Annotated in this window: 17 protein-coding genes; 13 read left to right on the forward strand and 4 right to left on the reverse strand. The window is 50.5% G+C overall.

The features are described 5' to 3' along the window. The first annotated feature begins 138 nt into the window (after positions 1-138). Complete coding sequence (locus tag OTK50_RS17135) at positions 139-1,002, forward strand: RhaT/GlcU family sugar-proton symporter (protein WP_003156317.1); 864 nt, start codon at positions 139-141, stop codon at positions 1,000-1,002. Between the two features lie 20 nt (positions 1,003-1,022). Beyond that, the gene (gene gdh, locus OTK50_RS17140) at positions 1,023-1,808 is read left to right on the forward strand and encodes a glucose 1-dehydrogenase (RefSeq protein ID WP_007609424.1); all 786 of its coding nucleotides are present in this window, start codon (positions 1,023-1,025) and stop codon (positions 1,806-1,808) included. A 45-nt stretch (positions 1,809-1,853) separates the two neighbouring features. Here the strand turns inward: gdh and OTK50_RS17145 are convergent, their stop codons facing one another. The 3 genes from OTK50_RS17145 to OTK50_RS17155 are packed head-to-tail and all read right to left on the reverse strand — an operon-like array spanning position 1,854 to position 4,714. Then, positions 1,854-2,468 (reverse strand): YcnI family protein, encoded by a 615-nt coding sequence (locus OTK50_RS17145; protein ID WP_007609430.1) that lies wholly within the window; start codon positions 2,466-2,468, stop codon positions 1,854-1,856. Between the two features lie 12 nt (positions 2,469-2,480). Next, the gene (locus OTK50_RS17150) at positions 2,481-4,109 is read right to left on the reverse strand and encodes a copper resistance CopC/CopD family protein (protein WP_266121974.1); all 1,629 of its coding nucleotides are present in this window, start codon (positions 4,107-4,109) and stop codon (positions 2,481-2,483) included. Positions 4,110-4,141: 32 nt separating this feature from the next. Continuing rightward, on the reverse strand, positions 4,142-4,714 hold the full coding sequence (locus OTK50_RS17155) for a DeoR family transcriptional regulator (RefSeq protein WP_082998976.1): 573 nt from the start codon (positions 4,712-4,714) through the stop codon (positions 4,142-4,144). A gap of 176 nt (positions 4,715-4,890) precedes the next feature. On the opposite strand from OTK50_RS17155, the gene OTK50_RS17160 reads away from it, so the two are divergent. From OTK50_RS17160 to OTK50_RS17180, 5 genes are all read left to right on the forward strand, one after another. Next, positions 4,891-5,232, forward strand: coding sequence for a hypothetical protein (locus OTK50_RS17160; RefSeq protein WP_003156306.1), 342 nt, complete (start codon positions 4,891-4,893; stop codon positions 5,230-5,232). 177 nt (positions 5,233-5,409) lie between these two features. Continuing rightward, entirely contained in the window at positions 5,410-6,849 is a 1,440-nt protein-coding gene (locus OTK50_RS17165) for a PTS mannitol transporter subunit IICB (RefSeq protein WP_014720723.1), read from the forward strand. Positions 6,850-6,874: 25 nt separating this feature from the next. After that, positions 6,875-7,306: a PTS sugar transporter subunit IIA gene (locus tag OTK50_RS17170; RefSeq protein ID WP_012116817.1), complete on the forward strand. Its 432-nt coding sequence runs from the start codon at positions 6,875-6,877 to the stop codon at positions 7,304-7,306. A 1-nt stretch (position 7,307) separates the two neighbouring features. Then, positions 7,308-8,429 (forward strand): mannitol-1-phosphate 5-dehydrogenase, encoded by a 1,122-nt coding sequence (locus OTK50_RS17175; protein ID WP_101669998.1) that lies wholly within the window; start codon positions 7,308-7,310, stop codon positions 8,427-8,429. A gap of 68 nt (positions 8,430-8,497) precedes the next feature. Beyond that, complete coding sequence (locus tag OTK50_RS17180) at positions 8,498-8,893, forward strand: 3-hydroxyacyl-ACP dehydratase FabZ family protein (RefSeq protein ID WP_032872906.1); 396 nt, start codon at positions 8,498-8,500, stop codon at positions 8,891-8,893. Positions 8,894-8,931: 38 nt separating this feature from the next. Here OTK50_RS17180 and OTK50_RS17185 read toward each other — a convergent pair whose 3' ends face one another. Further along, positions 8,932-9,096: a hypothetical protein gene (locus tag OTK50_RS17185; protein ID WP_003156294.1), complete on the reverse strand. Its 165-nt coding sequence runs from the start codon at positions 9,094-9,096 to the stop codon at positions 8,932-8,934. Between the two features lie 127 nt (positions 9,097-9,223). On the opposite strand from OTK50_RS17185, the gene OTK50_RS17190 reads away from it, so the two are divergent. The 6 genes from OTK50_RS17190 to OTK50_RS17215 all read left to right on the forward strand — a co-directional run bounded on the left by OTK50_RS17190 (position 9,224) and on the right by OTK50_RS17215 (position 14,751). After that, positions 9,224-9,973, forward strand: a complete 750-nt coding sequence (locus OTK50_RS17190) for a Cof-type HAD-IIB family hydrolase (protein ID WP_266121975.1) — start codon at positions 9,224-9,226, stop codon at positions 9,971-9,973. 206 nt (positions 9,974-10,179) lie between these two features. Next, positions 10,180-10,944, forward strand: coding sequence for a 5-oxoprolinase subunit PxpA (locus tag OTK50_RS17195; protein WP_266121976.1), 765 nt, complete (start codon positions 10,180-10,182; stop codon positions 10,942-10,944). Between the two features lie 22 nt (positions 10,945-10,966). After that, positions 10,967-12,181: an NRAMP family divalent metal transporter gene (locus OTK50_RS17200; protein ID WP_082998980.1), complete on the forward strand. Its 1,215-nt coding sequence runs from the start codon at positions 10,967-10,969 to the stop codon at positions 12,179-12,181. Between the two features lie 4 nt (positions 12,182-12,185). Next, positions 12,186-12,980: a putative hydro-lyase gene (locus OTK50_RS17205; protein WP_266121977.1), complete on the forward strand. Its 795-nt coding sequence runs from the start codon at positions 12,186-12,188 to the stop codon at positions 12,978-12,980. Between the two features lie 29 nt (positions 12,981-13,009). Next, on the forward strand, positions 13,010-13,741 hold the full coding sequence (gene pxpB, locus OTK50_RS17210; protein ID WP_266121978.1) for a 5-oxoprolinase subunit PxpB: 732 nt from the start codon (positions 13,010-13,012) through the stop codon (positions 13,739-13,741). A gap of 2 nt (positions 13,742-13,743) precedes the next feature. Further along, positions 13,744-14,751 carry a biotin-dependent carboxyltransferase family protein gene (locus OTK50_RS17215; protein ID WP_266121995.1) on the forward strand — a complete coding sequence of 336 codons (1,008 nt, stop codon included), beginning with the start codon at positions 13,744-13,746 and terminating at the stop codon, positions 14,749-14,751. Positions 14,752-14,764 lie beyond the last annotated feature (13 nt).

A 14,764-nucleotide genomic window follows, 5' to 3' on the forward strand; every position in this document is an offset into this window, starting at 1 on the left:
CCCCGCTACTAAGCGGGGCTGTTTTTATTGAGCGGTCTGCCGGTGAATATCGCCGGCAGGCTTTTTTGATCTTGCGGGAATAATCGGTTCGATTCCAGACAAAATAACAGCAAATACGATTGAAAGAAGGTCGCCATCATGGATATATTACTGGCTCTTCTCCCGGCTTTATTTTGGGGGAGCATCGTGTTATTTAACGTCAAATTAGGCGGCGGGCCTTACAGCCAGACGCTGGGAACGACAATCGGGGCGCTCATCGTTTCGTTTGTGCTGTATCTGTTTGTCCACCCGGTGCTGTCTGGGCGCATTTTTATTGTCGGCATCATCTCGGGGCTGTTTTGGTCGCTCGGCCAAAGCAATCAGCTTAAAAGCATACAGCTGATGGGCGTTTCAAAAACGATGCCGATATCAACGGGAATGCAGCTCGTCTCGACTTCTTTGTTCGGTGTGATTGTATTCAAAGAATGGTCAACCCCGATCGCGATTACGCTGGGTATTCTCGCCCTTATTTTTATCATCATCGGGATTGTGCTCACATCTTTAGAAGATAAAAAGGGGCGGGCGGACGGAGAACCGGGAAACTTAAAAAAAGGCATTGTCATCCTGCTGATCTCCACGCTCGGTTATTTGGTCTATGTCGTTGTGGCCCGGCTGTTCGGCGTATCCGGATGGTCAGCGCTACTGCCGCAGGCGATCGGGATGGTCATCGGCGGACTGCTCCTGACGTACAAGCATAAACCGTTTAATAAGTACGCCCTCAAGAACATTCTGCCGGGAATCATCTGGGCGCTCGGGAATATGTTTCTGTTCATCTCACAGCCGCGCGTCGGAGTTGCGACAAGTTTTTCCCTCTCTCAAATGGGGATCGTCATCAGCACACTCGGCGGAATCTTCATTCTCCGTGAGAGCAAAACGAAGCGTCAGCTGGTCGCCATTGCCATCGGGATTATCCTGATCATTGTGGCCGCGGTATTCTTAGGCGTTGCGAAATCAAATTCATAACATATGCAGGAGGTTTGAACATGTACACGGATTTAAAAGGAAAAGTCGTTGCCATTACGGGAGCTTCATCAGGATTAGGAAAAGCGATGGCGATCCGCTTCGGACAGGAGCAGGCGAAAGTCGTGGTTAACTACTATAGTAATGAAAAAGACGCCCAAACCGTTAAAGAAGAGATTCAAAAAGCGGGAGGCGAAGCGGTCATCGTTCAAGGAGACGTCACAAAAGAAGAAGATGTCAAAAACATCGTGCAGACCGCGGTGAAGGAATTCGGCACATTGGATGTCATGATCAATAACGCCGGCATGGAAAATCCGGTTCAGTCGCATGAAATGCCGCTCAAAGACTGGAACAAAGTCATCAATACCAATCTGACCGGCGCTTTCTTAGGAAGCCGCGAAGCCATTAAATATTACGTAGAGAATGATATTCAAGGAAACGTCATTAACATGTCAAGCGTACATGAAATGATTCCATGGCCGCTGTTTGTTCACTACGCGGCGAGTAAAGGCGGCATCAAATTGATGACGGAAACGCTGGCGCTTGAGTACGCGCCGAAGCGCATCCGTGTTAACAATATCGGACCGGGAGCCATCAATACGCCGATCAACGCGGAAAAATTTGCGGATCCCGTTCAGAGAAAAGATGTGGAAAGCATGATTCCGATGGGATATATCGGTGAGCCGGAAGAAATCGCGGCTGTCGCCGTCTGGCTTGCTTCGAAGGAATCAAGCTACGTGACCGGCATTACGCTGTTTGCTGACGGAGGAATGACCAAATATCCGTCATTCCAGGCAGGCCGCGGATAAGAAAAAAAGCGATCGCAGGCTCTTTAGAGCCGGATCGCTTTTTGCTTACGCGCGTTTTTTCTTTACAAGCGCCGCGATGGAAAGGATAATCGCCGCAGCTGACAGAACGATGGCCGCAATATCAAGCGCTGATACGCCGGATTTGCTTTCTTCGTTTGACTGTTCAGCTCCGTGCGCATCCGTCACGCTGGCCGATTTCGTGATTTTCGTAATCGAGTGAGGCGTGTCGGCTTTCTCATCACCCGTCCATTCTACAATGCTGCCGTCTTTGTAATATTGGTAAGCGTCCCAAGCGGCATCTCCGCTCTTTTCAGGATTTTTCGCAACGAACGTGAACTGCTGGAATTGGCCGGGCTGAATGCCGCCGCCGTCCTTTGCTTCCCAAGTGACGGAGACCGCTTTGTCATCATGTTTGGATACGGATGTTTTCCAGCCCGGAATCGGCTGATACTGCTGAAATTCAACGCCGGCGGGCATTTTCAGCACGACTTTCGTTGTCGGCTCATTCTTTTCCACAGGCACTTTCATCGTGTACGTTTCCCAAGAACCGGCCGCGGATTCCGCGGGTTTGACTGAGACGTGGGCGCTTGCTGTCGCCGTAAAACCGACGAGTGACAGGGTCACGGCGGATATGAATAATAAAGCCTTTTTTTTCAACATGAGATACACTCCTTAGTTTGTCGTTGAGAATATTTGGTTGATTTCATTAAAATCGTTTGTCAGCCCGTGGACTTTGATCTTCCAGTTTCCCTTTTCGGTGATGGACAGGTTGGCGGCTTCAAATGTGCCTTCCTTCGTCTTCTTCAAATCAAAGGTGCTTTCATGCTGTTTGCCGCTGAAGCCCGTCTGGTAAACAGTGACCGTAAATTGCTGAATGTCTTTTACCAAGCTGCCGTTGTGATCGGTGACAATGACTTGAAATTCATTTTTACCCGGCTGGTTCGGCGTAATGTGCAAGGACAGGGTTTCCCCGTTTCCGATCGTTTCTGAGCCGTTAAAAGGCAATGGTGCAGGCGGCGGCGGACTGGGCAGGCTTGTGAAGACGGCGGTTGTAAATAACACCGCAATGCCTAGTGCCCATTCGGCCTTTATCGTTGCGCTGATGCTCCTTTTTCTGCTGAACTTCGTCATCCATACGTGAACGGCGCCGAGCACAAGCATGATGACAAACAGTCCGATTTTCAAAAGGAGCGTCTTACCGTAAGCGGTGTGAAAGAGTGAATCAAACGTGCGGATAATGAAAAATCCGTTCAGCACGCCTGAAAATAACAGCACACCGACAGAGGCGAACGCCCAAGGAGAAAACCGTCTGACCGTTTCCCAAGCGATGGTTTTATCGGGTTTTCTCCACTCTGATGAAAGAAGCAGCACAAGCGCGGCGATACCGCCCATCCATACAGACGCGGCCGATAAATGGAGAAAGTCCATCGCGATGCCGACCGCTTTTTCGTCGATAACCGCCGCATGCCCGGCGAATGCTTTTGCCAAAAGCGAAGCGAAGAAGAATAACAGCGGCGCCGTCCAGTACGCAAATGACCGGAATGCTTTCTTCTTCAGCAGCGGGATCATGGACAGGGCGAGCAGGATAAATAAGCTGATCTGGATCATCCAGACGTACCCGCCTGCCGTTTTCAGAAGCGTTTCTTTTACATAGTCCGGCTGAAACGCGGCGCTCCAAGCGCCGCCCGCGTTTTCTTTCGTCTGGATCGGGAGCTGGCAGATAAGCGCGAGCCCCGTTAAACATAAAGAAATCACGAGCAGCTTTACAGTTCGTTTTGCTTTTGATGAATCTTTATTATTTCTGTACCAAAACAGATGGAAAAAAGCCGTGCCGATAAACAGGGAGAGAGCGGTGTACAAAATACCGCGGTCGATGGCCGCTTCGGGATGAAGCGCCGCTTGCGATGATGTCTGCTCCTGAAGTTCTCCGCCGGCTTTTCCGATACTGAAAGGGATGACGCCGGATACCGGATGTCCGTCGGCCGATACCGCGTTCCATTCCGCTCTGTAAATATCATGCGGCAGATTTTTTTTCAATGCCGCGGTCATGATGCGGGCATCATTTTTTTGAATCACCGTTTTGCCCGCATCGACCCGTTCGCCGGATGAATTATAGACCTTAATGGAGTGGAAGCCTTCTTCAATCTGTTCATTAAACTCAATTTCAATCTGCTTCGGCGCTTGTTTTAATTCGCTGTTCTCACCCGGATTTGAGTTTGTGATGTAGGCGTGGGCGAAGCTTGTTTTCGGAATCAAAACAAGGAACAGCAAAAAGATGAGCCAGCGTTTGTTCTGTCTCATGGATGATGACACCGCCTTCCGGTTGGTTGTTGTTATGTCTTGCTGCAGGTGCATCCCTTCTGCCTGTCGTGTAAGATGATGTCCGCCGCCTCGTCAAAGGTGCAAATGACCCCGCCGAATCCTTTTTGAAACCGTTCTGCGTAATCAAGCGTTGAGAAGGGAATCGCCTGAGGCCGGCAGCAGTGAAGGTCAATATCGGCATGGACTAAAAAGTATGCGGAAGCGGCCGTCAGCGTCGTCTGGAGAAGAAAATCTTTACAAATGACGTGGGACACTTCTTCCTTTTTATCCTCATACCGCAAAATCGCGCAATGAATGCAGCACATCTGCTCAACGGCTTGTGAAACGGTAATAAGCTGAACAGAATACGAATGCTGAATCGGCCGCAGGCAATAGCCGCATTGATTGGCGCTTCGTTCTGAAGCGGTAGGGAGCGTAATGCCGCCGGGTGTCCGGATAATCCGGTTTGCATCCGCCAGCTGATTGACGTCTCTGTACACGGTCATCTCGGAGACGCCGAATCTCTCGCTTATGTCAGAGATTTTCAGCGCGCCCTCTTCTTTCAGCCATTCAAGCAAGGTTTGCTGTCTGTGAATCGGAAGCAATTCTGCATCCTCCTTTTTATGCGAATGAGTGATGAACCTCCCTCTAAGGGTAGATGTTTTCACAAATGCACACAAGAGCCTGATGATAAAATATGTGAAAAAATGTTGAACAATCACAAATATAAAAGACGTAGTCAGACTCTGTTATAATAGAAGAGTTGAATGGAGGAATAAACATGAAAGAAACGACCTGCCCGAACTGCGGCAAGCCGATTACAGGCGACATGGTCAGATCATCCATGATCCCGTGCCAGTTTCAGTGCGGGCATTGCCATGTGAAATTGCGTGAATATAAAGTATCAGCTCCGATTATGGCTGCGGCCATTGCGATCACGGTGCTTTTGATTTATCTTGTGCAGATGGCCAGAACCGCCGTCATGCCGATGTTTCCGGCAGCGCGGTATGTGCCGGCCGCCATTTTCGCGCTCGTATGTGCGTATCCGGTGTTTATTGTCAGTGAGCGGCTCATTGCCAAACTCGTCGTCACTAAAGGACACATTATATACAGAAAGCGGTAAGACACCTTTGATGAGGTGTCTTTTTTTTGTTAAGGAGTTGTCACAGTCTCTGTGCCAAACTCCTCTTTACTTTTCATTGAATGGGGATTGTAAGCGTTTTATGATGAAGACACAGGGGAGAGAGAGAAACCCCGTGTCTTATTTATTTTCATCTGAAGGCAAGCAAACAGGGAGGGAATGAACATGCAGCAAGAACAGCAAGCTGGCATGAAAGTGAAGATACAGCGGTTCGGCAGTTATTTAAGCGGTATGATCATGCCGAATATCGGTGCATTTATCGCATGGGGAATTATCACCGCGCTGTTTATTCCGGCGGGATGGTTTCCGAATCCGCAGCTGAATACATTGGTAAGCCCGATGATTACGTATCTTCTGCCGCTTTTAATCGCATATACGGGCGGAAAAATGATTTACGATCACCGCGGGGGAGTCGTCGGAGCGACGGCCGCCATCGGAGTCATTGTCGGAGCGGACATTCCGATGTTCTTAGGGGCAATGATTATGGGGCCTTTGGGCGGTTATCTCATTAAACAATTAGACCGTGTGTTTAAAGATAAAGTCAGACAGGGTTTTGAAATGCTGATCAACAACTTCACGGCGGGAATTATCGGAGCTGTGCTGACGATTATCGCATTTTATGCGATCGGCCCGGTCGTCCTGTCTCTTAACAAATTGCTGGCGGCAGGTGTGGAAGTCATTGTCCACGCGAATTTGCTGCCGATTGCAAGCGTTTTCGTAGAACCGGCGAAAGTCCTGTTCCTGAATAACGCGATCAACCACGGCATTTTAAGTCCGATCGGAATCGAGCAGGCCGCCAAAGCGGGTAAATCCATTCTGTTCTTAGTGGAAGCAAACCCCGGGCCGGGACTCGGTATTTTACTGGCATATATGTTCTTTGGGAAAGGCTCTTCAAGATCGACGGCTCCGGGAGCGGCGATCATTCATTTCTTCGGGGGGATTCATGAAATCTATTTCCCTTACATTTTAATGAAACCGATGCTGATCCTCGCGGCGATCGCCGGGGGAGCGAGCGGACTGCTTACATTCTCGATCTTTAACGCGGGTCTTGTCGCCGCATCATCTCCGGGAAGCATCATCGCCATTTTGGCGCTGACGCCGAAAGGAAGCTATCTCGGCGTGCTGGCGGGCGTCATCGTTGCCGCGGCCGTATCGTTTATCGTCTCGGCGCTTATTCTGAAATCGTCTAAAGCGGGCGAAGAAGATTTGACAGCCGCGGCGGAAAAAATGCAGGAAATGAAAGGCAGGAAAAGTGAAGCGGCGGCCGCATTGGCAGACAAAGAGGAAGAGCCGGAAAACAGCGCCGCTGATATTTCCGCTGACCAAGTCAGCCGCATTATCTTCGCATGCGACGCGGGTATGGGATCGAGCGCAATGGGCGCCTCCATTTTAAGAAACAAAGTGAAAAAAGCAGACCTGGATATCGATGTGACAAATACGTCGATCAATAATCTGCCGAATGACGCGGATATCGTCATTACGCATAAGGACCTGACTGACCGCGCGAAAGCGAAGCTGCCGCAGGCGGTGCACATTTCGGTTGATAATTTCTTGAACAGCCCGAAATACGATGAACTGATTGAAAAGCTTAAAAACTAATCAAACAGAAAGAGGGATCTTCATCATGGAAGTATTGGCTAAAGCGAACATCAAACTGAACCAGACGGTGAACTCAAAAGAGGATGCCATCCGCCTCGCGGGACAGACATTGATTGATAACGGCTACGTGAAGAACGGCTATGTGGAAAAAATGTTCGAACGTGAAGAAACATCATCCACGTTTATGGGGAATTTCATCGCGATCCCGCACGGCACGGAAGATGCGAAGGATGAGGTGCTTCATTCAGGCATTTCCGTCATCCAGATTCCGGATGGTGTGGAATACGGTGAAGGCAATACGGCAAAGGTCGTTTTCGGTATCGCCGGAAAAAACAATGAACACTTAGACATCCTGTCAAACATCGCCATCATCTGCTCAGAGGAAGAAAACATCGAACGGCTGATCAGTGCAAAGACGGAAGAAGAACTGGCCGCTATTTTCAGCGAGGTGAACTGACATGATTGCCCTTCATTTCGGAGCGGGAAACATCGGGCGGGGCTTTATCGGCGCCCTGCTCCATCATTCCGGCTATGACGTAGTTTTCGCTGATGTGAATGAAACGATGGTCAGCCTTCTCAATGAAAAGAAGGAATATACCGTGGAGCTTGCCGACGGCGGCCGGCAGACAGAAATCATCGGCCCCGTTTCAGCCATCAACAGCGCGGTGCAAGAACAAGAGCTGTACGGGCTGATCAATGAAGCGGCGATCATTACGACGGCGGTGGGCCCGAACGTTCTCAGACTCATCGCCCCGTCCATCGCGGAAGGGCTGAAGCGCAGAACGTCCTCTGAGCCTCTCAATATCATTGCCTGTGAAAATATGATCGGCGGCAGCAGTTTTCTGAAAAAAGAAGTTTTCGGACATTTGACGGAAGCGGAGCGGGAACTCGTGAACCGGACGGTCGGCTTCCCGGATTCTGCGGTAGATCGGATCGTGCCGATTCAGCACCATGAAGATCCGCTGAAAGTATCCGTAGAACCGTTTTTTGAATGGGTCATAGACAGAACCGGCTTTGCCGGCGGCCAGCCGGTACTTAAAGGCGCGTTGTTTACGGATGATCTTACGCCTTTCATCGAGAGAAAGCTGTTTACCGTCAATACCGGTCATGCCGTTACGGCGTACGTCGGCTATCAGCGCGGATTAAAAACCGTCAAAGAGGCCATCGGCCACCCGGAAATCCGGCGTGTCGTGTACGATGCACTTTCAGAAACGGGCGAGTACTTGGTGAAAGCGTACGGCTTTAAGCAATCCGAACACGAGCAGTACATGAAAAAAATCATCGGCCGCTTTGAAAATGAATACATCACGGATGATGTGACGAGGGTTGCCAGATCACCGCTCAGAAAACTCGGAGCGAATGACAGATTAGTAGGGCCGGCCAAAAAAATAAAAGAACCGAACGCGCTGGCAGAAGGCATCGCCGCCGCCCTGCGCTTTGACTATCAGGATGATCCGGAAGCGGTTGAGCTGCAAAAGCTTATCGCGGAAAAAGGCACGAGCCGCGTTCTTCAAGACATTTGCGGTATTCAGCCGCATGAAGCGCTGCACGGCATCGTGCTCAAAAAGCTCAATCAATAAAAATGAACCCGCGTCGGGGGACGCGGGTTTTTTCTTGCGTTATAATGAGAGGGAAGGGAGGCTGCGTGATGAATCAGAAGCTATTGCCACATCGTTATCCGTTTCTTTTAATTGACGGCACGACGAACAGTGAAGCCGGAAAATGGGCGGCTGCTTACAAAAACATCAGTGAAAACGACTGGTTTATAACTGAATCCCAAAGAGAGATGCCATTTTCGCTCGTCGTTGAAGCAATGGCCCAAACGGCGGCTTGCGCGGGAATTACCGGCGGTGACAGCCTCGGTCTTTTATCCGCGGTGAAGAAAGCGGAAAGGTTAGGTGCCGCTTTGCCGGGAGACCGTCTGGATCTTTTGTTTGAGGTCACGCGAATCAGACGCGGTTTTGTGTTCGGCCGGGCGAAAGCGTCCGTTGCCGGGAAGCCTGTGGCGGAAGCTGAACTCAGCATATTTATCCAGCCATCGTAAAAAAAGCCGCCTCCAGCGGCGGCTTTCGGACAAGCGTGTTATTTTGTATCATAATCTCTTTCACTTTGTGAATTGTCCCTTTGGTCATGTTTGTGTTTTTCGTCATTGGCGTTTTCCTTCAGCTCTTCCAGCGGAATCGGATCGGTTAAATCATGATGTTCAGGATTTTCATTCGGTTTGTTCTTTTGTTTTCTTTCTTTCATCCTCCATCACCTCAATATTTCTTTTCCTCAACGTTCTCCCCGCCAAACGCAGGAAGCGGTTTTTTGTTCCTGTGGGTCATATGTATTAAAATAGAGACGACTACATTATAAAAAGTGAGGTACATATATGCCGATACAAAGAGAAGACGCAGATATTAAACTGATCGCGATTGATATGGACGGAACCCTGCTCAATGACGAGCAGCTCATCCCGGAGGAAAACCGGCGGGCGATCAAGGAAGCGGAGGCGAAAGGAATTCACGTCGTCATCAGCACAGGACGCACGCTGATGACCTGCCGCGAACTGGCTGAGTCTCTCGAGCTGTCATCCTTTTTAATCACGGCAAACGGCAGCGAAATCTGGGATTCCAACTTTGAGCTGGTTGAGCGCAAGCTTCTTCATACCGATCATATTCAAAAATTATGGGATCTGAGGAATAAGCACAACACGAATTTCTGGGCCTCTACCGTCGATAGAGTGTGGAGAGGGGAATTCCCGGAAACGATTACGGATCATCAGTGGCTCAAGTTCGGATTCGAAATCGAGGATGACGAAGTGCGGAATGAGGTGCTGAAAGAGCTCAAGGAATACAAGGAGCTCGAGATCACAAACTCCAGCCCGATCAACATCGAAGTCAATGCCCTCGGTATCAACAAAGCGGCTGCGCTGGCGAAGGTATCGGAAAAACTCGGCTTCACGATGGAAAATGTGATGGCCATGGGTGACAGTCTGAATGACATTGCCATGATTGAAAAAGCGGGTGTCGGCGTCGCCATGGGGAATGCGCAGGACATTGTGAAAGAAACAGCTGACTGGGTGACTGATGTCAACACGGAAAACGGGGTCGCCAAAGCGATCTGCCACTGGGTGTTATAATAGAAAAAAGAGAGAGTCTCAGTATGAGGCTCTCTTTTTTTTGTTTTGTCAGATTTATGACTAGGTCCATGGTAGGTTTTCTGACAAAAGGATGTTCAAACCTGTCAGAATTAAATATAATGAAGAGAAATTCAACAATTCGGAATAGTCATTCCGAATAGCGGAATGATAATAATATAAAACGTTTACAATACAGGAGGGATCTTATGTTTCAGATTGACATCAATTGTGATTTAGGAGAGAGTTTCGGTGCTTATAAAATCGGACTGGATGAAGAGATTTTGGATTATGTGACATCTGCAAACATCGCCTGCGGCTTTCATGCGGGTGATCCCAGCGTGATGCGCAAAACGGTTGCGCTTGCGGCGGAAAAAGGCGTGAAAATCGGCGCTCATCCCGGGCTGTTCGATCTGCAGGGATTCGGGCGGCGGCAGATCGCGATTACACCCGAGGAAGCGTATGATCTGACGCTGTACCAAATCGGCGCGCTGTCAGGGTTTTTAAAAGCAGAAGGTGTCGAGATGCAGCATGTGAAGCCGCACGGCGCTTTATATAATATGGCCGCCGTCAATCCCGGCCTGTCAGAAGCCATCGCTCAGGCGGTCTGTCATTTTGATCCCGGGCTTATTCTTTTCGGGCTTTCCGGAAGCGAGCTGATTAAAGCGGGAGATCGAATCGGACTGAGGACGGCAAGCGAAGTGTTTGCGGACCGCACCTATCAGGAAGACGGCACGCTGACGCCGCGTTCAGAGCCGGATGCGCTGATTCAGGATGACAAAAAAGCGGTCGGTCAAGTGATTCAAATGGTGAAAGACAGCACGGTGACATCACGTAAGGGACAAGCTGTAAGCCTGAAAGCGGACACGATCTGCATTCACGGAGACGGAGCCCACGCCCTCACATTCGCAAAAACAATCAAAAAAGAATTAAAAGCGGCAGACATTCAAATCAGCGCGCTTGCAAAAGACTGAGCAGCAGAGGGAGGAAGACAGCATGGAGCAAAAGAAAAAAACAGCCGGAAAGGCTTCCGGCAAATGGTCGATTCTTTTAGGCGCGACATTTTTGATGGCGACATCATCAATCGGGCCCGGCTTTCTGACGCAAACGGCCACGTTTACCAATACATTGGCGGCAAGCTTCGGCTTTATCATTTTAATTTCTATTATTTTGGACATTTTCGCGCAAACCAATGTATGGCGGATTATCGCGGTTTCCGGAAAGCGCGGCCAAGAGATTGCCAATATGGTGCTTCCGGGCGCCGGTTATGCCATTGCTTTTCTGGTCATGCTCGGCGGACTTGCGTTTAATATCGGAAACATCGGCGGCGCGGGTCTCGGTCTTCAAGTATTATTTGGGATCAAACCGGAGATCGGCGCTTTAATCAGCGCAGCGGTCGCGGTGCTGATTTTTGTCATAAAGGAAGCCGGAAAAGTCATGGACCGTTTTATGCAGATCGCCGGAATCGTCATGATCGTATTGACGGTGTATGTTGCCGTAACGACGGCTCCGCCGGTCGGACACGCCGTTGTGAAAACTTTTATGCCTGATCATATCAGTGTGCTGGCGATCGTGACGCTTGTCGGCGGCACGGTCGGCGGATACATTACATTTGCCGGCGGTCACCGTTTGCTTGATTCAGGCATCCAAGGGAAAGAAGTCATCCCTCAGGTTACGAAAAGCTCCATCACAGGCGTTCTGATTACATCGGTTATGCGGATTGCCCTGTTTCTCGCCGTGCTCGGCGTCGTCTCAAAGGGCCTGCGCATTGATCCTGATAATCCGGCGGCTTCTGTATTCCGGCTTGCGGCGGGAAATGTAGGCTATAAAATTTTCGGCGTCATCATGTGGTCTGCCGCTATCACGTCTGTCATCGGCGCCGCCTATACATCGGTATCATTTTTCAAATCATTTTCAACAAAAATCGAAAAGCACTCACATGGCGTAATTATCGGTTTTATCATCGTATCCACTCTTATATTTGTCACGATCGGCCAGCCTGCCAAAATTCTGGTCGCGGTCGGTTCGCTTAACGGCTTAATTCTGCCGCTTGCATTAGCGATGATTCTGTTGGGCGCTTATAAGAAAAAAATCGTCGGCGATTACAAGCATCCGATCTGGCTCACGATTGCAGGGGCGATCGTAGTGGTTGTCATGGCGGTTATGGGCATCTATACATTATTCACGCAAATGCCGCAGCTATGGAGCTGATGATATGAAAAACAATATGAGTGACATAAGCCCCGAAGAAGTCAGACAGCTGATCAGGAAGGGGCAGATGACCGGGCCGACGGCGGGGATGGCCGCTTCTTACGCACAAGCCAATCTCGTCGTTTTGCAAAAGGATCTTGCCTTTGATTTTCTCTTATTCTGCCAGCGCAATCAAAAGCCTTGTCCGGTGCTTGACGTGACGGATGCGGGTTCACCCGTTCCGGCAATAGCTGCGCAGGGAGCTGATATCCGGACGGACTTTCCGAAATACAGGATTTATCGGCATGGCGTGCTTACTGAAGAGGTAACGGATATTACGCCGTATTGGAGGGATGATGATGTCGGGTTTTTGATCGGCTGCAGTTTTTCATTCGAGCAAGCCCTTATTAATCAGCACATTCCAATCAGGCACATCGATGAAGGCGTGAACGTTCCCATGTATAAAACAAATATTGACCGTGTTCCGGCGGGCCCATTTTCAGGAAAGATGGTCGTCAGCATGAGACCGATTCCGGAAAGGCTTACAGTCCGCGCGGCGCAGGTCACGTCACGTTTTCCCGCCGTGCACGGCGCCCCCGTCCGCATCGGAAATCCGCAAAGCATCGGTATCAGCGATTTGCAACAGCCGGATTTCGGAGATGCCGTAACGGTGCGGGAAGGTGAAGTTCCCGTATTCTGGGCCTGCGGCGTTACACCCCAGGCGGTGATCATGGAAGCAAAGCCTGATATTGTGATAACACATTCACCGGGGCACATGCTGATCACCGATATACGAAATGAATCGCTTGCTGTCCTGTAAGTGAGAAAGAATACAACGAGGTGATGACAATGATGCAGTATAGCGGAAATACAGCGCTTGATATACAGCCGTACGGTGATTCCGCCGTTATCATCCGCTTTGGCGGGCACATCAGCGAAGAGGTCAACAGCCGGGTGCATGCGGCGGCAGCCTGTATGGAAGAACGGCCGTTTCCGGGCTTCGTTGAATGTATTCCGGCATTCACAAGCTTAACGATCTTTTATGATGTGTATGCCGTCTCAAACATAAAAAAAGGCGTTTCTCCTTTTGCCCTGGTCAAGAAAGAAGTGACAGAACGTCTCAGCCATATAATGACCGACCGCAAAGAACAGCGCCGGGTGATGGAAATCCCCGTTTGCTACGGCGGTGATTTCGGTCCTGATTTAGAAGAGGTCGCTGAGATGAACGATCTGACCCCGGAAGACGTCATCCGCATTCATACTGAAGGCGAATATCTCGTTTATATGCTCGGATTTGCGCCGGGATTTCCGTTTTTGGGAGGAATGTCTGAGCGGATCAGAGCGCCGAGAAAGGCGTCACCAAGGCCGTCCATCCCGGCCGGTTCAGTAGGAATCGCGGGAATGCAGACCGGTGTGTATCCGATATCCACTCCCGGCGGCTGGCAGCTGATCGGCAGCACCCCGCTCCGGCTTTTCAGGCCGGAAGAACATCCGCCGAGTCTTTTGAGAGCGGGCGATACGGTGAGATTCGTCCGGATCACGGCAGAGGAATACAGCCGCATCAAGGAGGGAGCCGAATGAGTATGAAAGTGGTAAAACCCGGTCTCTTGACGACGGTTCAGGACACGGGACGCACGGGGTATCAGAAATACGGTGTGCTGGGAAGCGGCGCAATGGATACGATCTCTCTGCGCATCGCCAATCTTCTTGCCGGAAATCAAGAAAAAGAGGCGGGACTGGAAATTACGCTCATGGGGCCCGGGCCTTCCTTTGAATTTTCAGAACCTGCGGTTATTGCCGTCACGGGAGCTGATTTTGCCCTTCATATTAATGGGGAGCCCGCTCCTCTGTGGAAACCGGTTTTGATAAAGGAAAACAGCGTCGTCTCATTCGGGCCGTGCAAGATGGGGAGCCGCGCATATCTCGCCGTCGCGGGGGGATTTGACGTGCCCGCCGTCATGGAAAGCAAAAGCACGTATGTCAGAGCGGGGATCGGCGGCTTTTGCGGAAGAGCGCTGCAAAAAGATGATGAGCTGCCGCTCGGCCGTATGACGCCATGTTCGGAATCAATCGCGTACCGTCTGAGCGATTCTTTCGGACAGCATGGTTTCTCAGCGCCTGATTGGTCTGTCAGCAGCAGAGGTTTTCTGCCGCTGAAAAAAAATCCGGTTATACGAGTGCTTGAAGGCGCTCAATTTCACGCTTTTACAGAAGAAGCAAAATTGCGTTTTTATCAAGAGTCATATACGGTCACGCCTCAATCCGACCGAATGGGCTACCGGCTGAAGGGCGCTCCGCTTGAATTGCGGGAGCCGCTGGAGATGGTATCTGAGGCCGTGACGTTCGGAACGGTGCAGGTGCCTCCGGACGGCAATCCGATTATTCTGCTGGCTGACAGACAGACGACGGGGGGCTATCCGCGGATGGCGCATATCATATCCGCCGATCTTCCTCTCGCCGCCCAAACGATGCCGGGGGAACACATCACGTTCCGGGTCGTTTCGCTGGAGGAAGCGGAAATGCTGCTTTTGGAGAAGGAACAGCAGCTGAAGGAGCTGAAAGCAAGGCTCAAAATGGAATGGCTGATCTGACAAAGGGGCTAAA

Origin of the sequence: Bacillus sp. NEAU-CP5 (genome assembly GCF_026420705.1) — a bacterium.
Lineage (GTDB): Bacteria > Bacillota > Bacilli > Bacillales > Bacillaceae > Bacillus > Bacillus velezensis.